Here is a 22,047-nt window from a genome sequence, read left to right as displayed (position 1 = left end):
ATTTTCCCTTCTAAATACTTCTATTTTTTATATTACTCAATATAAATCTCCACACTATTTTAAGATTTATTAATTTAATAAAAAATTCTTTAGTAAATAGTTTTAAATTATTCTCTCTTATAATTTTTAAAGTTTTAAAAAATGTTTTTCTTCCAAATTTCAGACTTTTAAAAAGAAAAAGTATATAGTAATTCCTATAATCTATATTATTAGTTTCTTTTAAAAAAGTATCTACTTCTATAAAACTATTTAAAGTTTCCCAATGAAGTCTTTCTTCATCTTTTTCTGTAATACTTCCTTTTCTTTTTAAAATACAATATACTTGATTATGAATTACATTTATATTATTTGATAAAACTATTAATTTAGCTGAAAATATTTGGTCTTCTCCACAAAAACCTCTACCAAAATAAATATTGTTTTTTAATATATACTGTCTTTTTATCATTTTTCCACATGGAGAAATTATTTTTATAATATGTTTTTTATAATTTTCTTTTTTTATCTCTTCTTCACATCTAGCTAAATTTTTATTATACCATATATGTCTATCTGAAATTTTACCTGTTTTTTCATTTATACTTGTCATATAAAAATACAATACTTCCTCTTCTCTATCTTTATTTTTATCAAATTCATCAAAAGCATTATCTAGAAAATAATCATCTGAATCTGCAAATATTAACCACTTTCCACTAGAAGAGTTTATACCTAAATTTCTTGCTCCACCAGGTCCTTTACTTTCTTTTGAATTATATAAAAGATTTATATTTCTTTTATTAGAAGTTTTTATTGTATCTAATAGATTATTTAACTCCTTTTCTGTACTTAAGTCATCTACAATTATTACTTCTATATCTTCTCTATCTGGAATAGTATCCAATAGTTTTTTTATCTTTTTCCCATAATTATAATGAGGAATTATAACTGAATAATTTATCATATTTACTCCCTATATACTTTTTCTTAAAAAATTTTTTTGAATATATCGTCTCAAATTATATGGGGTTATTCTAAAAATACCTCTTATCATTATATTTTTTAAATACTCTTTTTTACAAATGAAACCTATTCTCAATAATTCCTTTTGAAATTTTACCTCTTCGAAAAAGAATTTTATTCCACCTCTTCTTTTATAAGTATCTTCCACAACTCTAAAATATAAAAGAGATTTTTGCATATTATAAAATTTTGCTTCATTACTCATTCTTATCCATAAATAATAATCTTCTAAATAACGAAACTTTGAAGAATAATTACCTGCTTTTAAAACTGAAGATTTTTTAAAAATTACTGTAGGGTGATTTATACAAGAGATTATCTTTAATCTCTTTTTTATTTCTAAAGAGTTTTCTGGAACTTTCCTTATTCTTTTTATCTCCAATTCATTTTCAAATTCTTCTATTAAAGTACCTACTACATCATACTCTGGATTATTTTTTATAAATTCTATCTGTTCCTTAAATCTTTCTGGTTTTGAAATATCATCTGAATCCATCCTAGCTATATATTCAAAGGAACAGTTTTCTATCCCTATTCTTAAAGCTTCCCCTAAGCCACAATTTTTTTCTAAGGGAATTATTTTAAACATCTCTCCATATTTATTTTTATATTTATCTATAACCTCATCTAATTTCTCTGTTAATTTTCCATCTTTTATTAATACTACTTCATTTGGTTTTAAAATTTGTTTATCTAAAATACTTTCTAAAGCTTTATCTAAATATTCTGGTTTTTCTTTTATATAAGTTGATATTAAAACAGAAAATTTTATTTCTTTCATTTTTCCCATCTCTTTTCTTTTAATATTTTTCTAAAATCCTTATCTATTAAAAATACTATAACTGTAACAAATAATATGAGTAATGTAAGTATTACCCCTTGAAGTATCCATGTATTTATATTTAAAATTTTTATTATAAAATATTTCTTTAAAAAATTTCCTATAAAAAAAGTAAAAAAGATTAATATTAAATTTTTTCCATATATTTTTATATAATCGATTATCCCTTTATCAAAGGCTCTATTAAAAGTCATTATAGGTTTTATTCCCATAACTACAATTAAATTTGAAATTATTGTTCCTATAATAACCCCATTTAATCCATAAAATTTTACTAAGATTATAGAAAATACAAAATTTATAACAGCTTCCATTATAGGATTGTATATATCATCAAAAAATCCACTATTTTCTTTAAAAATCTCCAAAATTTGTCTTGATATTCCTATAAATAAATTTATAGTTATTAAAAAACTTGTACCTTGAGATAATATATATTTTTCTCCTAACCATATTCCTATAAAGGAGCTTATAAGATTATAAAACAAATATGAAGAGATTATTGCTAGTATTATAAATAATGTATTCAATAAATTAAATAATTTAAAAATATCTTTTTTAGAATGACTAGCTATATATCTTCCTGTAATAGGAGAAATTACTCCAATTAAAATTCCAATAAGCACCATTATCATCCTATAAACCATTTGATAACTAGCATAAATTCCAACAATTTCTATAGAAACATATTTAGAAATTAATATTAAATCTGTATTAAAAACTACTAATCCTGCTAACTTATGATAAAATAAATTCTTTAAATTTTTAAATATGGTTTTATCTCTAGCCTTTGTAATATTTATATAAGAATATTTTTTTCTGTAATAAATACTATAAATTACATATTGAAAAATAGATTCCAATACTATTAAAATTCCTATTCCTAAAAAAGACTGAAACCTTATTAAAAGTATAATTTGAAATAGAAAACTTACTATTCTAGTGCTTCCCTGTACTATTTTTACAAAATTAAATTTTTGGTCTGAATTAAAAAGTGTAATATATTTTCCAAAAAGATAGGTTATAGCTGTATTAGAAACCATTAGTAGCCAATATATTTTTATCTCATTAGTTATAACTATATCTTTTATAAAAAAACCTAAGAAAAAAGTTATTACTACCCCAAAAATAAGAATAAACATTGAAATTTTTATATATATTGATTTTAATGTGGAAAAAACTATATTTATTTTTTCATAATTTTTTTCAGCTAAAGGTTTATAAAGTCCATAGGCTGCTGCACTTCCAATACCCATATCCACTATACTTAAATAAGCTAATATCTCTGTAAATAATTTTATAACTCCCAAATAATTTATTCCTAAATACACAACAAAATATCTATTTAAGAAAAATCCTAAAATAGATGTAGTTATTGTAAATATAAAATTTATACCTACACTTTTTAACAAAAACAGATTATTTACCAACATAATATTTCCTTTTCATTCAATATTTAATTGTCTTAATATAGATTACTACAAAAAAAAAAAAAAATCAATCCCTTTTGCTATATTGATAAAAAAGTATTAATTTCCAAAGTAATATTTTTATTTCCATAAAAAAAAAATAGGAGATATTGCAATTTTATGCACTATCTCCTGTTTTTATAAAATTATTTAACGTTTTTATACTTTCCTGTTATTGTAGCTTCATCTAAAATATGCCCTTCCATTGCTTTGTAAAGTTCGTTTAGATAAAATCCATTTTCTAAATCTAATTCTTTATCTAAAGCATATAAAGTGAAAGTATAATCATGCTCTTTATCTGGTGGAGCTGGTCCACCAAAATGAGAAGCATCTGCTTTTGATAATCCTCCCATTGAAGATATCCAACTGTTGACTCCTTGAATAATATCTTTATTTTCTAAGCTTGCATTTTCCTCCAATTTATTTAAATCTCCTGGAATAATTGCTGTCCAATGTATCCAAGTAAATCCTGTAACTGGTATAGCATCGTGGTCTATCATCACTAAAGCATATGATTTTGTTCCTTCTGGAGCATTTTTCCACTCTAATGGTAAAGAAAGTGATGGCATTCCATTAAGTTTTTCTACCCCATGAACTCCATATTTTTCTAGAATATATCCATTTTCTATCCCTTTACTATTTAAATCTAATCCAAAAGCTGATGCTCCTAAAAGAAAAAGTCCTGCAACTAAATTTTTTTTCATAATTGTATACCTCCTGTAGTTTTCTTTTAGGATATCATATTATTCATCTTTTGTGAATAACTGACTTTTTTGTAAGTATTCTATCCCTAGTTCTTGAGTTTTTGCAAGAATTGGAATTAGCTTCCAACCAAAGTCTGTCAATCTATATTCTGTATGTTTTGGGTATTCTAAAAATTCTATTTTTTCCAAAACTCCATATTTTATCAATTCATTTATATGTTGAATTAACATTTTTTCATTACAGTTTAATATATCTTTTTTTAAATCTGTTAGTCTCTGATTTCCTAATCTAGCTCTCCACACTATCATAGGTGCCCATTTTCCTTTTAAAATATGAAATATTAGCTCAAGTGGACAAGTAATCTCTCTCATTAAATCTCCTTTAATTATGGTTTATTTTTATTATACCATAAAATTTTATTTAATTATAAAAAATATTCCTTTTATGTATATTTGCTAATTTAGGATAAAATAAAACATATGTATTTTAAAAATTAAGGGGTAAATAAATGAATAACAGATTAATGATTTATGACAAAAGCTATATTGAAACTGTAAGTATTTTAAAAACTAAGAGAAAGGAGATGTATACTCAAAAAGAATTTGCTAAACTACTTGGAGTAACTCAAAAGACTATAAGTTATTATGAAAATTGCCAAAGTGAATTAAATCTTAAATTATTTATTAAAATGTGTCATCTTTTACAAATAGACTTTTTTTCTGATTTTTCAAAAATATTTTTAAATGAATATAGTAACTCCAATATATAGTATTCTAATTTGGTATATTTAAAAGAATTTATTAAAATGACTATAACTTTTATTTAATAAGGAGATGGTTTTGTGAATTTAAAAAATTATTTGGTAAAAACTAGCTTTCTAACTTCTCTTAAAAAAGAGATTTATTCAGAGGGAATTATTTTTAAAAATGAAAATGAATTGGGAATAATTTTACCTTTGATTGATATTGATTTTGATAAAGAATATTTTATTAATGTGGAAATTGAAGGAGCAAATTATTCTAGAGAGTTTGAATTTTCTTTAAGAAAAAATATTGTTATTTTGAAAAATGAAACTTTAATGTATATACCTTTAGATGAAATCTATTTTTATAACTGCATTATTCATAGGGAAAAAGTCTATACTAAAAAAGAGTTGAGAAATATAAAATATTGTATAGAAGATGAGTTTTATAAAAATTCTAAGGAGTTTATAAAATTAAAAAATTATCAAAATAAAGAGGTGATAGTTGATTATAGAAGTGTTGTAGAGATTTTAGAGGATATGTAGAGAGGAGGAGATAAGGAAAGAAGGTGCTTTATAGGCACCTTCTTAAATTAATTTATTGATAATATGAATTTTTTTATAAATTAATATTTCATATTTAATAAAATCATAAAATATATTTCTTATATATTAAAAGTAACTCTTCTTTTTTAGGAACTTTTTTATCCTAAAAATATTTTTTACTATATAAATTTTCTATACATTCTTTCAAATTACTCTTATCCTTTCTAAATTCCCAAACACTATTTTTCAAAAGAGCTTGATATAGATTTTTAAATTTTTACTAAAAATTTTTTCTTTTTATATCTTTATTAAAAATATATTTTAAAATATTATGTACTTGATAAAATATATAACAATAACACTTTCTTCTTTTTTCTAAGCTCAATCTTTTTCTTTTAACAAAAATAATTTTCTATTTATATATTAGATTTTTATCATAAAACTCTATCAAAAGCAATTATTAAATTAATTTATAAAAATCTTTTCATTTTTTATAATATAATAATGTTATAATAATAAAATTCTTAATTTTAATTTTAAAAAAATTTCAAGTAATAGAAAATCATTTTACACTATTTTTTATAGATAATCATTCTACAATTTCATCATAATTAGTGGGAGCACAATACATACATATCAATGTTGTTAAATCTAATATATTTGGTCTTTGAAATATACTAGATAAGGCTATTAAAATAAAAATTTTGCTTTTTTTATTTTTTAAATTAAAAAATCTTGCAATATTAAGAAAAAGTAAAATTTCAATTAAAACTCCCAAATATCCTATCTCATAAATTTTCATCCAAATAGAAAGTCCTCCATCATTCTCAAAACTTTTTCTTTCTCCTAATAATAAATTTCCATTTTTTTTAAATTCTTCTATTTTCTTCCAAGATTCTCCTTTTGAAAGCCTATTTAAATTTTTATTTTCAACTATTCTCTCTATCTTCAAGACAACATTATTTCTAAAAGTTATATTTTTTTCACTATAAAAATAACTTAAATTTATTATTATAAATAATATAAAAACACTCTTTAATATTTTTTTTATTTCAAACCCTTCTATTATTATTTTCATTATAAAAAAATAAATAAAAGCTGTACTTAGTGTCAAAAAACCAGCTAGATAAATTATTATTTTTTTAAATCTACTATCATTTTTTAAAAATAAAATAAAAATTCCTAAAAAAGTTCCAAAATATCCTGGCTCATCATATATAGAAAGTAATCTATTTAATATATTTCCTGTTTCTATATTTACTAAATATGAATTAAAAACTCCTATAAAATAGCAAACTCCAAAATTAATTTTATAATTAGTTCCTATTATAAAATTAATATTTCCACCTAATTGATAATATAAATATTCCAATATACTTAATAGTGATAATATAAATAAAAAATTAAATAATATTTTATATGCTTTTTTCCTAAGGAATGTATCTTTATCTAATAAGAAATAATTTGTAACTAAATTAATTAAAATTCCATATAAACTTCCTAAGACAAAAGGACATTTATTAAGAAAAGAAATTATTGTCATAAAGATACTTTTTAAATTTACTTTATTTAACTTCAATTTATATACAAAAAAACTTATCCCCATAACAACTAAAATTAAAAAAATTATATATTTTATTATTATTGTTCTATTATTATAAGTTATACTATATATTGAAGTTTTTAAAGAACAGAACAAAACTAAAGAATAAACAGCAATATTTTTTAAATTTATTTTCATCTTTTTTCCTTCTAATCACAATCTTTTTTATTAAATTTTTTTTAATCTATTATACTATTGGTAAACGAACTCATATGAATTAAATAACATAATTACTCCTTAAAAATATAATAATTTATCTCATCTTCCCTTATTTTTCTAAATCCACATTTCTCATATATATGAATTGCTTTTGAATTTTCTCTTCTTACATCTAAATAAATATTTTCTATTTCTAAATTATATTTAATAAAATTAATTGAAAGTAATATTGTTTCATAAGAAGCTCCGTCAGGTAAAATAAAACTTCCCCATGTACGACTATTACTTTCTATATTATAAATTCTGACTGTTCCACAAGAAATTTTATTTTTATATTCTATTATAAAATAAAACTCCTTTCTATTTTTTCTCTTTCCTTATAATTTCTTATCCATTCTTTTTGTTCCTCAATAGTTATATTAGTTTTTGAAATATATTTTTTTATTCTTTTTTATTTCTTAACTTTAAAATAAATTCTGCATCATATTCTTGAACTAAACGAAAAGTTATTACTTTTCCTAAAAATAAATTTAAGGTACTATTTTTGTACCCCATCCCCATTTATTTTTTCTTTTATTTCTTCATTACAATAATCTAATAAATTTTTTCCAAAAATATCTTCTTCAAAAATATTTAAACCTAATTTTAAGAATAATTCTAATAAATAAATGTCATTTTTATTTAAGAAAGCTTCCTTTGCATACATCAATAAATTTGTTTTATTATAGTTTGTAGTATATATATCAGCTCCTATTGAGATTAAATATTCAACTATATCTTTATGATTATTATAAGTTGCTATTATTAGTGGGTCCCATCCTTCTTTAGTTCTAATTTTTAGATATTCTTTATTTTTACAAATGTTTTTTACACTAATTAAATCTCCTATTTTACATGCTGTTATTAATTCTTCAGCTTTATCTTTATATAAAATAATATTATAATCAATTGTTGAAATTAGTATTTCATTGTCTGTTTCAAATAATATTTCTCCTGATTTTTTTATTGATTTTTGATTAGTTATTTTGGTAGCAATAATTTTACTTCCATAAACTTCTGGTAACTGATATTCCCTAAAATTAAAAGCTCTTATTTGATTATGAATATTTATAGCTGTTTGATTTAAATCTATTTTTAAATTTTTATAATCTATAGATTTTTTAGAAAAATATGTACTTTCTAAATAATCTTGTTGTTGTACAACATATTTTTTTTCTATTATATTCCAAATTATATTTTTTACTAAAATTATTCCATTTTTTATATATTTTAGATATAAATCTCTACTTGTATCTTCATAATCAATTTTTATTACTTTTTGAGCAATTATATCTCCTGTATCTATTCCTGTATTTATTTTATGAAATGTTACTCCTGTTTCTTTTTCATTATTTAAAATTGGTAAAGCAGATGTATACATTCCCTTATATTTGGGTAATAATGAAAAATGTATATTGAATAACTCTGTTGTATTAAATTTTTTAGGATTTATAATTTTATCATATTCTAATGAAATAAATATTAAATCTTTTATTTTATAAGCTTCTTCTAAAGAAATTATTTTTAATTTTCTATCTAAAGAGAATTTCAAAAAAGACTTTTGCCATTTATTTACACCATCATCTGCTGAATTTGGAATAACAAATAATTCACATTCTATATTTTTTTCTATGTAATCTGTTATTTCAACTGCTATATTATTTTTTCCTGCTATACAAATTTTCTTCATTTTTATCCTCTATATTCATTTATTTTCTTTATCACATAATCTATTTCTTCTTCTGTCATTCCATTATATAATGGTAAACTTAAAACTGTATTAGCATATTTTTCTGTTATTGGATAATCTCCTACTTTATATCCTAATTCTTTATAAGCTACTGATAAATGTGGAGGAATTGGATAATGTATCATTGTTCCTATCCCATTTTCTTCTAAATATTTTTGGAATTTATCTCTATTTTCTACTCTTACTACAAATAAATGCCATACATGAGTACAATTTTCTTTTATTTTAGGTAAAGTTACTAATGGATTTTTTATTCCATCTAAATATTTTTTTGTTAATTTTTCTCTTTCATCAGTTAATTCAACTAAATGACTCAATTTTATTCTTAAAAGTCCTGCTTGTAATTCATCTAATCTTGAATTATACCCTACTTCTATATGATGATATTTTTTTTCACTTCCATAGCTTCTTAACATTTTTATTCTATCATATATTTCTTTATTATTAGTTGTTATTGCTCCTCCATCTCCAAAACAACCTAAGTTTTTTCCTGGATAAAAACTAAAACATCCAATATCTCCAAAACTTCCAACCATTTGTCCATTATACTTTGCACCATGAGCTTGAGCACAATCTTCAACTAATTTTAAATTATATTTTTGACATAATTCTAAGATTTTATCCATTTCCGTAGCTTGTCCATAAAGATGAACTACACAAATTGCTTTTGTTTTATTAGTTATTTTCTCTTCTATTTTATTTGTATCAATATTATAATATTCATCAGGCTCTATAAAAATTGGAGTTGCTCCATTTATAGTAATTCCCATTACCGTTGCTATAAAGGTATTTCCTTGAACTATTACTTCATCTCCCTTTCCTATATTCAATGCTCTAAAAGCAAGTACTAGAGCATTTAATCCATTATCTATACCTAATGAATATTTAGTTCCCACATAATTTGCATATTCTTCTTCAAATTTTTCACATTCTTCTCCTAGAATATACCATCCTTTTCTTAATACTTTTAATGCTTTTTCTTCATATTCATTTTGATATTTTTTATATTGTCTTTCTAAAATACTAAATGGTACTTTCATTATTTTTTTCCTCCCATTCTAAATATTTATTATAATCTCTTATATAATCATTTTCATCATAAATATCAGAAGCTCCAACACATAAAATACTTCCCTCTTCTAAAGATACAAACTCTCTCCAATAACCTTTTTCTACAACTAATATTTTTGTTGGAGAATCTAATATATATTTTTCTTTTATTTTTCCATTTGTAAACTCAACTTCTATTTTTCCATGAGGACAAAACATAACTTGTTTTAATTCTTTATGAGCATGGAATCCTCTTCTATTTTGCTCAGAAAATTTATATATGTAGTATATTCTTTTTATATCAAAATCAAATTCTTTTCCTTTTTCAAAAAAACTTAAACTTCCACCTGGAGAATAAATTTCTCTTATAATTATTTCTTTTATTTTTTTCATTTCTACCTACTTTTTAATAATAATTTTAAATCTTTAAAATAAAGTATCACAATTAAAATAAAATCTATTGTATATACTATTTTATAATATACACATTCTTTAAAAAAGAAATTTAAATATATTCCAATTAATAATAAAATTACTACACTTAAAAATCTTTTTGAAATTACAAATAATTTATTCTTATAACATACAATACACATTATAACAACTGAAACCATATAACTGTTTAATGTAGAAAATGCTGCTCCAAAAATTCCATGAGATTTTATAAAAATGAAATTTAAAATTATATTTAAAATTGCTCCAATTATTAAACTTAAAGTTGATAAATAAGATTTTTTTATTATTATAACTTGGTTCCCTACAGTTTGAAATAACATTAATATTAATGGAGACAAAAATAAAAAAGAAAAAACTTCCTGTCCTCTTATATATTCTCCTTCAAAAAAAATATTAAATACTGGTTTTATAAATGGTTGTGCTAATATATATACAAAAAAACTTATTATTCCTAAATATTCAAATACTTTTGAATTTATCTCCACTTGATTTTTATCTTTCATTGTAGAAAATGAAAAATAACTCCAACCACCTGCAAAAGCTGTATAGATTAATTGACTTACAGACGAAACTTTAGCTCCTACAGAATATATTCCTAATTCGCTTCCATTTAACATTCTATTTATCATTACTCTATCCATAGAATGAAATATCCAATATATAAGAAAAGTTGGTACAAGAGGTAATCCTATTCTAAATAATTCTTTTGCAATTTTTTTATCAAAAATTTTTAGAGAAAAATCTTTTTTATTTAGAATATAAAAAATTATTAGAGAAATTAAACTCATCCCTATTGTTCCATATATTAATGCTTCATAGGTATATCCTAATCTTATTAAAACATAAGTTATAATAAAACCCAATATAGGAAAAGTTATTCCTGTTATAAAGAAAATTTTTCTTTGATTTCTCATTCTTGTAGGACTTATTATTAAACTATTTAATGTAGAAATTAATATTCCAATCGCTGATAAGATAACTAGATTTTTATATTGATAACTTTTAAACAATATTTTACTAATAAGAGTACTACATAATATAATACTTATCATTATTATAGTTCCTGATATTAATACTATGTTTAATCCTGTAGCAGTTACTCTTTTTTGATATTCTCTATTTTCTTTATCTTCAAAAAATTCTCTAAATACAGCATCATATATTCCTAATACTGCTATAGCACTCCCAAAAGAAATTATAAGATTAAACATATCTGCTATTCCATAACTTGTCGGGTCTTTTAATAGTCTTGTAATTATAGGTAATGTTATAAAAGGAAGAGCTTTCTGTAACATCGAAAGTCCACCATAAAATAGAAAGTTTTCTAAAAAAAGCTTCAATTTTTTATTCATAATCTTTCCTTTGACTTTTTATTTTTTTAATAATAAAATAAGGATCCAATAAATTAATCCATTTTTTTATAAAAATTGTTTTTTTATTCTTTTTATTATTAAATATCGTAATTAATATATTATAAGTAAAAAATTCTAATGTGTAATGCCATTTTAAAAGAAAATTAATATTTTCTTTTAAATAATATTTATATATCAATTTTTTTGAATTTAAATTTTTTAAATTTATAAAATTTTCTTGTGTATTACTTAAACTTTCACTTATTCTATATTTTACAGTTACTTTATTTAAAAAATAAATTTTTTCACCCAAAGAAGTTATTTTTAACCAATAGGGCCAATCTTCCACCATAGGAATTTTTTCATCAAAAAAACCATATTTTTCAAAAATCTCTCTTTTTATAAAAGAAGTAGGGGCTGGAATAAAACACCCTTCTTTTAAGCTCTCATATTGTTCTTTTACTGGTAAATAGAATTTTTGAATATTTTCTGGTTTTTCTTGTGGTAAATTAATTGTTTTTCCAAAAAGTTCCATTTTAGAAAAACAAATTCTTATATTTGGATTTTGTTTTATAAATTTTATATTTTCTTCTAAACAATTTGGTAGTAAAATATCATCAGCTGCTATTAACTTAATCCAATTACCTCTAGCTATTTTTAATCCATTATTTGCATTTATACTTGGACCTCCATTTTTTAAGGTTTGAATTATTTTTACCTTAAAAAAATTTGATTTATTATTTTTTACCCAAAATTTTACAATATCATAAGTTTTATCTGTGGAACAATCATCTGTTATTATCAATTCAAAATTTTTATAATTTTGTTTTTTTATACTTTCCAATGTTTCTAAAATAGTTTTTTCAGAATTATAACTTATTACTATTATACTTACATCTAATTCCATATTTTCTCCATTTTAATCTTCTTTCTAAAAAATACTCATTTTATTTATTAAATATTTATTTTTTTGCTTAATTCAAAACTATCTAATAAACAATCTTCCATTGAACAATATTTCCAATCTCCATATCTTCCTATTGTATATATATTTTTCTTTTGATATTCTTTTTTTAATTCTATTTTTAATTTATTTACTTCTGAATTTACATGGACATATGCTGGATCCATTATGATGTATTCATATTCTTCTATTTTATGTTCTTTCGAAATTATTTTTAATTTTAATAGATTTTTTAAAGTTTCTTTTAATTGCTTATTTATTTCTTCTTTTGATATATAAACATCTCCAGCATATCCTATTTCTATATACATACTTAGCTTATCTGTATTTAATATATTATTATAAAATCCTATTCTATAAAAATTTATATTTTTTACTGGAATATATCCCCAATGTATATTATTTAATGATTTTTTATCAAATCCTAAATTAAAAACTAATACTTTATTGTATGTAAATATATCTTTATTTTTTATATATAATTCTTTATTTTCTAATTCTATAAATTTATTTAATGGAATTGTATTTATTAAATATTCATATTTAATTGTGTAATTATTTGTTGTAACTATTTTATTTTCACTATCAATACCTCTAATTTCTTCATTTAAAAAAATATTATCTTTTATTTTTTCTCCTAGTATATTTATAAAATATTGTGCCCCTTTTTTAGGATAAATAAATACATCATTGTATGAATTATTTTTTGATTCTTTCATATTTTTTATAATTTCTTCTTTAGATGCATATGGAAAGAATCTTCCCATTGCATTTACATCTAATTTTTCTAAATTACATGCATATAATTTTTCATTATAAGGTTTCAAAAATTTATCTGTTATACTTTTACCAAATTTTCCATATAACATTTCTATAAAATTTTTATATTCTTCTTTTTCTTCTTTGTTAAATAAATCATACAAACAATCTATAAACTCTTCTTTTTCTAACTGATGAATATTTTTTTGAAAAGGATAATCTATCAATTTTTTTTTATAAAAAATTTTAGTGTTTTTTACTGCTGAAATCAATTCTGAATCATCTATTTTTTCTTTAAAATATTCTTGTATCTCTTTAGTTTTAAAATGAAAAAAATGTCCTGCATAATCCCAAACAAATTTTTTTCTGTATATAGTTCTACAATATCCTCCTATTTCCTTTTCTTTTTCTAAAATCAAAAAATTTTTATCTTTTATAAAATTACCAAATCCTAATCCTGTAATTCCTGCTCCTAAAATTAAATATTTTACTTCTAAATTTTTCAATTTTTTTCTCCTTTTACTTCTTTAAAGTAAGATATTAAATTATTTATATAATTTTCAACCTTAAAATTTTCTGTTATATATTTTGCTCCTTTTATATTTTCTGTTGGTTTATTTTTTATAATATTAACAAAATTTTCTTTTAAAGATTTATAGTCATTACTTTTATATGTATATGGAAAATCATAAGAATAAATAACTTCTTTTCCTTTTGCTAATGCTTCCATTAACATTAAAGATAAACCATCATGCTCTACCATTCTAATTAAAATTGAAATTTTTTTATAAATTTTCTCCATTTCTTCTATAGAAACTTTTCCTAAGTTTATTATATTAGGATATTCTTTAAATTTATCTTTATTTTCATTAGCTACTACATAAAATTTTATCTTTAAAAATTCTTTAGACAATTTTTTTATATATTCTTCCCCATAAAAATCTTCTTTATTTGTTGGTAAATAAACTAAAACACTATGTTCCTCAGGCATTTTTAAAGTTTTATAATTAATATCATTTAAAATAATATGTTCTTCTATACTTTTTATTCCTATTGATTCTAATTCTTTTTTTAAAATTTCACTACCAGATAAATTCATATCTATAAATCTTTGCATAAATAATGCTTTTTTAGGATTTTTTAAAGCAACTAATACATCACTTCCTATCCAGTGACATATAACTTTCTTTCTTAAACATTTTCCAATAATTAAATACAATAAATTTTTTTTATTTAAAACTCCTATATATGCTCCATAAATAATATCTGATTTCAATATTTTTTTTATATCTTCTTTTATCTTTAAAATTTTATTTTTTTGACTATTTTCTATTTCAATAAAAGTTTTATTTTTCATTATATTTCCTAATCTATGAATTTGACTAGATCCCATAAAAAAAATTTTCACTTTTTTCCTCCAAATTATATCTATAAAATCTATTTATATAATAATTTTAACATAAAGAATAATTATCTTACCTTTATCTCTTCATCTTCCATATCTAAACTTCTAAATTCTCTAAACTCATCAAATTTAACTGGCATCCCTATTTTTTGTGACTTATAAGCTGCAAGTATTATTTTTACTGCACTCATTCCTTGAATACCACTTACTAATGGTTCTCTATTTTCTTCTAAAGCTTCTATAAAATCTTTATATAATGCTCTATGTCCATAACCATAAACAGAATTAGGATCTCCACTATCAATTCCTAAAAATTCTTCTTCATTATCTCCTTTAACTCTCCAAGTATTAATTTTATTTACAGCCATTCCACCTATTACAACTGTTCCTGTTTCACCAGTTATAGTTAAAGTTTCTTCTAAATTTTTAGGATAAATTACTGCACTTCCCTCAATAGTTCCTATACAACCATTTTTATATCTTATAATTATTACTCCATAATCTTCTGCTTCTATATTTCTAATATAATTAGCTGTTTGAGCATAAACTGTATCTATTTCTGAATCCATCATCCAATTTAATAAATCTATATTATGAATACATTGATTCATTAAAGTTCCACCATCTAGTTCCCAAGTTCCTCTCCATGGGGCTTGTAAATAATAATTTTCATCTCTAGTCCAAAGAATTCTTGCTACTCCATTAAAAATTCTTCCTAATTTTTTCTCTTCAATAGCTTTCTTTAATAATTGTACTGGATAATTAAATCTATTTTGATGACTAGCTGCCAATTTTAATCCTTTTTCTTTAGCTTTATCTACTAATTTTTGAGCTCCTTCTATTGACATTGCTAATGGTTTTTCGATTATAGTATTAATACCATTTTCAAGACAATATAATCCTATTTCTTCATGATATCCACTTTCTGTAGAAATAATAGCGACATCTATTTTTTCATTTTTTATCATCTCTTTATAATCAGTATACTTTTTTATTTCTCCTAAATATCCTGATTTTTCTCTATAGGTTTTTTCTGTTTCCGACATTTTTGATTCTATTACATCACATAATCCAACTAAAATAACTTTTTCTTTATTTGAAGCTATTCCCTCTGCTATTTTATGTGATATTCTTCCACAACCAATAATTACAAAATTAAACATTATAATTACTCCTTTATTTTATCCAATAAATATTTTAATAATTTTAAAAATTTTTGATGAGATATTGCAAAATTTCCTGTAACTACTTCATTATCTTGCACATTTTTAGTTACAACTGCTCCCATACTTACTTTGGAATTTTTTCCAAGTTTTAATCCATTTTTTATTGTACAATTTGGTCCTAAATAACTATTTTCTCCTATTCTCACTCTACCACAAACTATAACCCCTGCTGTTATTAAGGTATTTTTTTCTATTTTTGAATCATGAGCTATATGTACCAAATTATAAATTTTAGTATTTTTATCTATTATTGTTTTATCAAAAATTCCTCTATCTATAACACAATTATTATGAATTGTTACATCTTCTTCTATAATTAATTTTCCAATAGGTTTTACTTGAATGTTATTATTTTCACTTTTAAAATATTGAAATCCATCTGCTCCTAATATAGTTCCAGCCTTTATTATACTATCTTTTTTTATAGTTACATTTGGATAAATTACTACATTTTCCTCTATTACTACATCATCTTCTATATTTATATTATATTCTCTTATAGAAGCTCTTGGAGATATTATCGCTTTTGAAGATATATTATTTTTTTCTTTTTTAAAATAAAACTCTTCATCTACTAATTTATTATGCAATTCAAAAAAATCTCTTTTGGGATTTTCACTAATAATTAAACCATATTTATTATCTTTTATATTATTTGCTATTTCTTCTGTTGTTATAATACAAGTTATAGTATTATTATTTTTTACTTCTTCAAAATATTTTATATCAGCTAAAAAAGTTAAAATTTTTTTATTTCCATATTCTTCTGCAGTAAGTCCTAACCAATCAAATTCTCCATCTTTTATAACTTTTCCTATATTTAATTCAGATAGTTTCATATATCTCTCCATTATAAAGTTTCTAATAATTTTTTCTTATATTTTGTATATTTTATAATATTCTCTAAAGTATCAGCTTTTTCATTAGTTAATACTTGATTATTTTTAATATTATTTACTATTCTAGAAGCCATACCTAAAGTTACATTTTCTCCTATTTTTATTCCATTTTTTATTGAAGAGTTTATTCCAATCCATCCATCTTGACCAATTTCTGTACTTCCTCCAATTACGGAACCTGCAACAACTTTACATCCTTTTCTTAATTTTACATTATGAGCAATATGAACATGGTCATCTACTTTCACATAATCTTCTACTAAGGTTTCTTCTATTGTTCCTGAACAAACAGTTGTTAAAGCACCTATTTCCACATTATCTTTTATAATCACGCCACCTATATGTGGAAGTCTTATATTTTCTCCTTTCTCAGTAGTTTCTATCCCAAATCCTTCTCCACCAATTACAGAGTTTTCTCTTATATAACAATTATTTCCAATTGTTACAAAATCTCCTATTTTTACCCCAGATTTAATTATAGTATTATCACCTATTTTCACATTATTTCCTATTTTTACAAATGGTTCTATTATTACATTTTCTCCAAATTCACAATTTTCTCCATAATAATAACCATCTTTAAAAAAGATTTTATTTTTCTTTTTATTTGTTTTCAAAATTTCTGTTAATAAAATAGCATATTTAAGTCTTGGATTTTTATCATGTATTACTAAATTATTTTTTTTAAAATTTTCAGCATTTATTCCATCTAAAATTATTAAAAGAGAATTTTTTATTCCTACTAACTTATTTAATAATTCTTCAGAATTCTTTTTTAAAAAAATTATAGTATTATCTTTTGGGTTTCCTATTGTTGAAGCATTATATATTGAAAAATTATAACTTTTATCTAATTTTGAAACATTATACTCAAACTTCTTTATCATTTAGATTCTCTCCTTTGGAATTATACTTTGAAAATCTCGTATATTATCATTTAAACTTTCATATCTTTCAATTTTTGCTTTATTTAAAAATTCTTTCAATTTTTCTTCCATAGTCTCTTCATTTTCTGAATACCAAAAAGGATGAGTTAATATATGCAAATTATTATAATTTTTTCTTTCTATAATATCTTCTATATTTTCTCTCCAAAACATTCTAGAATCTGAAACATATTTAAAGTCATTAAAAAATTTCTTTTGATAAGAATTTATTATATCAGGTATTTCCAAATTCATTTCTAAAAAATCTTTTGACGGTCTATGCATAGATACTACATCTATTTTTTCCTCTAATATCGTTGATAATATACTAATTTCATAATTAACATACTTTATGTAGTCTTCTTTAGTTTTTATTTGATATTTTTTTTCATCAAAATGTAACCCAATTTTTCCACCAAGATTTCTAATTTCTTTTAGAATTCTTAAAGATTTCTCAGAATTTATATTATAAAAATCTGTACTAAGTAAAACAAAAAAATAAGATGATACATTTAATTGATTTTCTATTTTTGCTATTTCTAATGCTTTTTCTAATGATGTATCAATATCATGTCTTAAAATTACAACTTTATCTTTATCATAATAATTTTTATAATCACAGAAATTATACTTTTTTTCTTTTAATTGATTTATTAAATTTTTATAAGCTTCATGTGTAAACTTCATTTTTTTACCTACTTTATTAAATAATTATATATATCATTCACTATTTTTTCACTAGCTCTTCCATTTCCAAATAATTCTAAACATTCTTTTGTATTTCTTTTTATTTTTAAATTTTCTATTAAAGTATCTCTATCTAAATCTCTCCATACATATATAAATCCTAATTTTTCTAATTGTCTCCATGGTGTATGATCAAATATTGTTATACATTTTTTTCCTAAAAAACAAGCTTCTTTCTGTAAACCACCTGAATCTGTTAAGACACCTGAAGAATATTTTACTAGTGTCATCATTTCATTATAACTGACAGGATCTACAAAAATTATATTTTTAAAATCTCTTATATCTATTTCATATTTTTTCAAAAGATTTTTACTTCTTGGATGTATTGGAAAAACAATTTTTTTATCTAAAGAATCTATTATTGATAATATATTAAAAATTCTTTCTTTTTTATCAGTATTAGTAGGCCTATGTAAAGTCATTAAATAATATTCTTCTTCTTTTAAAGAATATTTCTCTAATTTTTCTGTAAGACAATAATCTTTTATATTTTCTAATAATCTATCCAACATTACATCTCCAGAATTTTTTCCTTTTTGTACTAATCCTTCTCTTTCTAATTCTTTTATTCCTTCAATAGTAGGAGTAAAAATTATTTCTGATACATGATCTGTTAAAATTCTGTTTATTTCTTCTGGTATAGACTTATCATGATTTCTTTCTCCACCTTCTACATGAAATATAGGAATATGTAATTTTGAAGTTGCTATTGCTCCAGCTAAAGTAGAGTTAGTATCTCCATATAATAAAACTCCTTCTGGTTTTTCTTGTAATAATACTTTTTCTATTTCTATTATCATTTTTCCTGTCTGTTCCCCATGTAATCCAGAACCTACATGTAAATTATATTTTGGTTTATCTATATTTAATTCTTCAAAAAAAATATCTGACATATTTTCATCATAATGTTGTCCTGTATGAATATATATTTCTTCTATTCCTTTTTCTTTTAACTTTTGACTAACAATTGATGCCTTTATAAATTGTGGCCTCGCCCCAACTATTGTTACTATCTTCATTTTATACCTCTTTATTTAATTTATTATATAAATCTACTAATTTTTTTTCTTCAATTTCCCAGCATAATTCTTTTTTTGCTATTTTTATATTTTTTATATAACTTTTATAAAATTTTTCACAAAATATTTCTTCTACTTTATCTACTATTCTTTTATCATTAAAGTCAACTGTTAAACCCACATTATATTTTTCAATAATTTCTTTTATATTAGGATAATTACTAAATAAAACTGGAATTTCTCCTTGTATATATTCAAATAATTTATTAGGTAAACAATGATATGAATTTAATGATAATAATGGTAACAGATATATAGCTAAATCTGCTGAATTAGTATATTTTAAAAGATCCTCATTTTTTATAAATTCTTTAAAATAAATCCTATTTTCTAATTTATTTTCTTCAATTAATTTTAAAAGTTTTTCTTTTAATTTTCCTTTTCCAATTAATATCAAAATAAAATCTTTGGGTAATTTAGTTAACATCAATATCAAATTTTCTATTCCTCTTTTTTCAAGAAAAACTCCCTGAAACAAGAGAATTTTTTTTTCTTGTGATATATTAAATTCTTCTCTTAATAAGTTATTTTTTTCATCAATTTTATAATAATATGGAATATTTCTTATTAAGATTGGTTTTTTTGCTAATTTATACATTTTTTGAAGCTCACAACAAATAGAATCCGAAACACTTATCACTTGATTTACTTTTCTTAATAATATCTTTTCTAATAAATAAACTTTTTTATTTATTTTTAGTGACTTATATCCTGCAAAAAATTCATGTGAATCATAAATTAATTTATTGTCTTTACTTTTACAAAAGTATCCAACTATTAATCCATCTAAATCGTGACAATGCAAATAATGAAATTCTTCATTTTTTAGATATTTTTTTACTTCTAATACAAACTTTATAAATGCAAAAATTTGCTTTTTTCCTGTTCCATATTTTGCTTTAGGATAAAATCTTTTAATCTTTATTCCTTCTATTTCTTCTTTTTCTTTATTCAATAGTTCATTTTCTCTATCCCAAGCTAAAACTTCTACATCATATCCATTTTTTACCAATGTTCTAGCTTCTTTTAATACTCTGATATCACTTTTAAAACTATTTCCTAGTATCATTTTTATTTTTTTCATTTTTTTACCTTTCTATTCAAAAATATTTATAATATTTTTATGATATTATACAATTTTTCTCCTAACTTTGTTATTGAAAAATTCTCTTCTCCATATTTTCTTCCATTAAAACCTAAATTTCTTTGCTCATTTTTAGATAGATTTTTTAATTTTAATATTCCTTTTTTTATCTCCATTATATTTTCTGGCTCTACAACTATTCCACATTTTGCATCATCTATTATATTATATTTAGTATCAGTTGAAATTAATATAGGTTTTCTCGAAACTAAATATTCAAAAAGTTTATTAGGGCTTAGTCCATATTTATATAAAGAGCTTTTTTTTATTGGAATTATTAGTAAATCAGCTTCTTTTAATAACGATGGAACCTCATTTTTTTTAACAGAACTATAAAATTTTACATTATTTATTTTCTCATTGAAGCATTTTTTTATATACTTTTCTTTTAAAGGTCCATCTCCTACAAAATGAAATTCTATATTTGTGTCTTCTAATTCTTTAGCTACTTCAAAAAGTTCTTCTAAAGCATTTGCTATTCCTATACTTCCTGTATACAAAATATTATATTTTTCTTTTGAAAATTTATATTTTGGCTCTTTTAAATAATTTTTATCAAATTCTTCTAAATCAACTCCATTAGATATCCATTCTATTTTATTAGGACTAATATTTTTTTGAGAAATAGCTTCTATTCCTGGCATCAAACCTATAATTTTATCTGCTTTTCTATATAATAATTTCTCTATGTATTCAAATATTTTATAAATTATATTTTTTTCTGTCATAGCACCCATTGCTACCCAGGTTTCTGGCCATAAATCTCTTATTTCTAATAAAAATTTTGCTCTATATTTTTTTGATAATTTTAAGCCTGTTAATCCATTAAAAGGATGTGGACAAGATGAATAAATAACTTCTGGTTTTTCTTGTATATTTTTTTCATAAAAAAATACTCTTAACATAAACTCTATCATTGAGATTATTCTTATTATAGAATTAGAATAACTCATTCCTTTTAAAATATGATATTTTATTCCATCGTATTCCTCTAGTCTAAATTTTTCATTTCTTTTTAAAATCTGGGTTCTCTTATCATGGACAAAACTTCCACATATTATATTTATATTATAACCATATTTTATTAATTCTTTACTTAAATCATAATGTCTTCTCCAATTACTTGTACCAGGAGGATATGCATGTTGATTAATAATCCAAATATTTTTCATTTTATATTC

General features: G+C 21.9%; 22 protein-coding genes. 2 read left to right on the top strand and 20 right to left on the bottom strand.

Annotated features, from left to right (window positions below; genetic code table 11):
- Positions 1 to 10 precede the first annotated feature (10 nt).
- The 5 genes from HF862_RS04445 to HF862_RS04425 all read right to left on the bottom strand — a co-directional run bounded on the left by HF862_RS04445 (position 11) and on the right by HF862_RS04425 (position 4,388).
- Entirely contained in the window at positions 11 to 943 is a 933-nt protein-coding gene (locus HF862_RS04445) for a glycosyltransferase family A protein (protein ID WP_170186720.1), read from the bottom strand.
- A 9-nt stretch (positions 944 to 952) separates the two neighbouring features.
- Positions 953 to 1,783: a glycosyltransferase gene (locus HF862_RS04440; RefSeq protein WP_206039007.1), complete on the bottom strand. Its 831-nt coding sequence runs from the start codon at positions 1,781 to 1,783 to the stop codon at positions 953 to 955.
- Positions 1,780 to 3,255 carry an oligosaccharide flippase family protein gene (locus HF862_RS04435; RefSeq protein ID WP_240934779.1) on the bottom strand — a complete coding sequence of 492 codons (1,476 nt, stop codon included), beginning with the start codon at positions 3,253 to 3,255 and terminating at the stop codon, positions 1,780 to 1,782. Before HF862_RS04435 ends, HF862_RS04440 begins: the two co-directional genes overlap by 4 nt.
- 203 nt (positions 3,256 to 3,458) lie before the next feature.
- Positions 3,459 to 4,016, bottom strand: coding sequence for a YbhB/YbcL family Raf kinase inhibitor-like protein (locus tag HF862_RS04430; RefSeq protein WP_170186718.1), 558 nt, complete (start codon positions 4,014 to 4,016; stop codon positions 3,459 to 3,461).
- A gap of 39 nt (positions 4,017 to 4,055) precedes the next feature.
- Complete coding sequence (locus HF862_RS04425; protein ID WP_027128184.1) at positions 4,056 to 4,388, bottom strand: helix-turn-helix domain-containing protein; 333 nt, start codon at positions 4,386 to 4,388, stop codon at positions 4,056 to 4,058.
- A 137-nt stretch (positions 4,389 to 4,525) separates the two neighbouring features.
- On the opposite strand from HF862_RS04425, the gene HF862_RS04420 reads away from it, so the two are divergent.
- Both HF862_RS04420 and HF862_RS04415 read left to right on the top strand, forming a co-directional pair.
- Positions 4,526 to 4,786: a helix-turn-helix transcriptional regulator gene (locus tag HF862_RS04420; RefSeq protein ID WP_170186717.1), complete on the top strand. Its 261-nt coding sequence runs from the start codon at positions 4,526 to 4,528 to the stop codon at positions 4,784 to 4,786.
- A gap of 72 nt (positions 4,787 to 4,858) precedes the next feature.
- Complete coding sequence (locus HF862_RS04415; RefSeq protein ID WP_170186716.1) at positions 4,859 to 5,305, top strand: hypothetical protein; 447 nt, start codon at positions 4,859 to 4,861, stop codon at positions 5,303 to 5,305.
- Positions 5,306 to 5,894: 589 nt separating this feature from the next.
- Here the strand turns inward: HF862_RS04415 and HF862_RS04410 are convergent.
- The 15 genes from HF862_RS04410 to HF862_RS04340 all read right to left on the bottom strand — a co-directional run bounded on the left by HF862_RS04410 (position 5,895) and on the right by HF862_RS04340 (position 22,038).
- Positions 5,895 to 7,046 carry a hypothetical protein gene (locus HF862_RS04410; RefSeq protein WP_170186715.1) on the bottom strand — a complete coding sequence of 384 codons (1,152 nt, stop codon included), beginning with the start codon at positions 7,044 to 7,046 and terminating at the stop codon, positions 5,895 to 5,897.
- Between the two features lie 559 nt (positions 7,047 to 7,605).
- Positions 7,606 to 8,796, bottom strand: a complete 1,191-nt coding sequence (locus HF862_RS04405) for a formyltransferase family protein (protein WP_170186714.1) — start codon at positions 8,794 to 8,796, stop codon at positions 7,606 to 7,608.
- A gap of 2 nt (positions 8,797 to 8,798) precedes the next feature.
- Positions 8,799 to 9,896, bottom strand: a complete 1,098-nt coding sequence (locus tag HF862_RS04400; protein ID WP_170186713.1) for a DegT/DnrJ/EryC1/StrS aminotransferase family protein — start codon at positions 9,894 to 9,896, stop codon at positions 8,799 to 8,801.
- Complete coding sequence (locus HF862_RS04395; RefSeq protein ID WP_170186712.1) at positions 9,880 to 10,299, bottom strand: FdtA/QdtA family cupin domain-containing protein; 420 nt, start codon at positions 10,297 to 10,299, stop codon at positions 9,880 to 9,882. The genes HF862_RS04400 and HF862_RS04395 overlap by 17 nt, the downstream gene beginning before the upstream one ends.
- Positions 10,300 to 10,301: 2 nt before the next feature.
- Positions 10,302 to 11,714: an oligosaccharide flippase family protein gene (locus tag HF862_RS04390; protein WP_170186711.1), complete on the bottom strand. Its 1,413-nt coding sequence runs from the start codon at positions 11,712 to 11,714 to the stop codon at positions 10,302 to 10,304.
- Positions 11,707 to 12,621 carry a glycosyltransferase gene (locus HF862_RS04385; RefSeq protein ID WP_170186710.1) on the bottom strand — a complete coding sequence of 305 codons (915 nt, stop codon included), beginning with the start codon at positions 12,619 to 12,621 and terminating at the stop codon, positions 11,707 to 11,709. Before HF862_RS04385 ends, HF862_RS04390 begins: the two co-directional genes overlap by 8 nt.
- Positions 12,622 to 12,668: 47 nt before the next feature.
- Entirely contained in the window at positions 12,669 to 13,943 is a 1,275-nt protein-coding gene (locus HF862_RS04380; protein ID WP_170186709.1) for an NAD(P)/FAD-dependent oxidoreductase, read from the bottom strand.
- Positions 13,940 to 14,845, bottom strand: a complete 906-nt coding sequence (locus HF862_RS04375) for a glycosyltransferase (protein ID WP_170186708.1) — start codon at positions 14,843 to 14,845, stop codon at positions 13,940 to 13,942. The genes HF862_RS04380 and HF862_RS04375 overlap by 4 nt, the downstream gene beginning before the upstream one ends.
- Positions 14,846 to 14,907: 62 nt before the next feature.
- Positions 14,908 to 16,005, bottom strand: coding sequence for a Gfo/Idh/MocA family protein (locus HF862_RS04370; protein WP_170186707.1), 1,098 nt, complete (start codon positions 16,003 to 16,005; stop codon positions 14,908 to 14,910).
- Positions 16,006 to 16,010: 5 nt separating this feature from the next.
- Positions 16,011 to 16,907 (bottom strand): DapH/DapD/GlmU-related protein, encoded by an 897-nt coding sequence (locus HF862_RS04365; RefSeq protein WP_170186706.1) that lies wholly within the window; start codon positions 16,905 to 16,907, stop codon positions 16,011 to 16,013.
- An 11-nt stretch (positions 16,908 to 16,918) separates the two neighbouring features.
- Positions 16,919 to 17,854, bottom strand: a complete 936-nt coding sequence (locus HF862_RS04360) for a UDP-3-O-(3-hydroxymyristoyl)glucosamine N-acyltransferase (RefSeq protein ID WP_170186705.1) — start codon at positions 17,852 to 17,854, stop codon at positions 16,919 to 16,921.
- Complete coding sequence (locus HF862_RS04355; RefSeq protein ID WP_170186704.1) at positions 17,855 to 18,580, bottom strand: hypothetical protein; 726 nt, start codon at positions 18,578 to 18,580, stop codon at positions 17,855 to 17,857.
- An 8-nt stretch (positions 18,581 to 18,588) separates the two neighbouring features.
- The gene (gene wecB / locus HF862_RS04350; RefSeq protein WP_170186703.1) at positions 18,589 to 19,662 is read right to left on the bottom strand and encodes a non-hydrolyzing UDP-N-acetylglucosamine 2-epimerase; all 1,074 of its coding nucleotides are present in this window, start codon (positions 19,660 to 19,662) and stop codon (positions 18,589 to 18,591) included.
- Between the two features lies 1 nt (position 19,663).
- A complete protein-coding gene (locus HF862_RS04345) occupies positions 19,664 to 20,806 on the bottom strand; it encodes a glycosyltransferase (protein WP_170186702.1) in 1,143 nt (380 codons plus the stop codon).
- Between the two features lie 26 nt (positions 20,807 to 20,832).
- The gene (locus HF862_RS04340) at positions 20,833 to 22,038 is read right to left on the bottom strand and encodes a glycosyltransferase family 4 protein (RefSeq protein ID WP_170186701.1); all 1,206 of its coding nucleotides are present in this window, start codon (positions 22,036 to 22,038) and stop codon (positions 20,833 to 20,835) included.
- Between the last annotated feature and the right edge of the window lie 9 nt (positions 22,039 to 22,047).

The sequence above is a fragment of the Fusobacterium sp. FSA-380-WT-3A genome, from assembly GCF_012843705.1.
Classification (GTDB): domain Bacteria; phylum Fusobacteriota; class Fusobacteriia; order Fusobacteriales; family Fusobacteriaceae; genus Fusobacterium_B.
The sequence above is the reverse complement of the archived record's forward strand: the minus strand, read 5'-3'. Positions and strand labels throughout refer to the sequence as shown.

Excerpts from the sequence above, each read along its gene's own strand:
- HF862_RS04395 (WP_170186712.1), bottom strand. The coding sequence starts at position 10,299 with ATGAAAAAAATAAAAGAAATAATTATAAGAGAAATTTATTCTCCAGGT.
- HF862_RS04370 (WP_170186707.1), bottom strand. The coding sequence starts at position 16,005 with ATGTTTAATTTTGTAATTATTGGTTGTGGAAGAATATCACATAAAATA.
- HF862_RS04390 (WP_170186711.1), bottom strand. The coding sequence starts at position 11,714 with ATGAATAAAAAATTGAAGCTTTTTTTAGAAAACTTTCTATTTTATGGT.
- HF862_RS04420 (WP_170186717.1), top strand. The coding sequence starts at position 4,526 with ATGAATAACAGATTAATGATTTATGACAAAAGCTATATTGAAACTGTA.
- HF862_RS04355 (WP_170186704.1), bottom strand. The coding sequence starts at position 18,580 with ATGAAGTTTACACATGAAGCTTATAAAAATTTAATAAATCAATTAAAA.
- HF862_RS04405 (WP_170186714.1), bottom strand. The coding sequence starts at position 8,796 with ATGAAGAAAATTTGTATAGCAGGAAAAAATAATATAGCAGTTGAAATA.
- HF862_RS04440 (WP_206039007.1), bottom strand. The coding sequence starts at position 1,783 with ATGAAAGAAATAAAATTTTCTGTTTTAATATCAACTTATATAAAAGAA.
- HF862_RS04340 (WP_170186701.1), bottom strand. The coding sequence starts at position 22,038 with ATGAAAAATATTTGGATTATTAATCAACATGCATATCCTCCTGGTACA.
- HF862_RS04430 (WP_170186718.1), bottom strand. The coding sequence starts at position 4,016 with ATGAAAAAAAATTTAGTTGCAGGACTTTTTCTTTTAGGAGCATCAGCT.
- wecB (WP_170186703.1), bottom strand. The coding sequence starts at position 19,662 with ATGAAGATAGTAACAATAGTTGGGGCGAGGCCACAATTTATAAAGGCA.
- HF862_RS04360 (WP_170186705.1), bottom strand. The coding sequence starts at position 17,854 with ATGATAAAGAAGTTTGAGTATAATGTTTCAAAATTAGATAAAAGTTAT.
- HF862_RS04385 (WP_170186710.1), bottom strand. The coding sequence starts at position 12,621 with ATGGAATTAGATGTAAGTATAATAGTAATAAGTTATAATTCTGAAAAA.
- HF862_RS04445 (WP_170186720.1), bottom strand. The coding sequence starts at position 943 with ATGATAAATTATTCAGTTATAATTCCTCATTATAATTATGGGAAAAAG.
- HF862_RS04365 (WP_170186706.1), bottom strand. The coding sequence starts at position 16,907 with ATGAAACTATCTGAATTAAATATAGGAAAAGTTATAAAAGATGGAGAA.
- HF862_RS04400 (WP_170186713.1), bottom strand. The coding sequence starts at position 9,896 with ATGAAAGTACCATTTAGTATTTTAGAAAGACAATATAAAAAATATCAA.
- HF862_RS04410 (WP_170186715.1), bottom strand. The coding sequence starts at position 7,046 with ATGAAAATAAATTTAAAAAATATTGCTGTTTATTCTTTAGTTTTGTTC.
- HF862_RS04425 (WP_027128184.1), bottom strand. The coding sequence starts at position 4,388 with ATGAGAGAGATTACTTGTCCACTTGAGCTAATATTTCATATTTTAAAA.
- HF862_RS04345 (WP_170186702.1), bottom strand. The coding sequence starts at position 20,806 with ATGAAAAAAATAAAAATGATACTAGGAAATAGTTTTAAAAGTGATATC.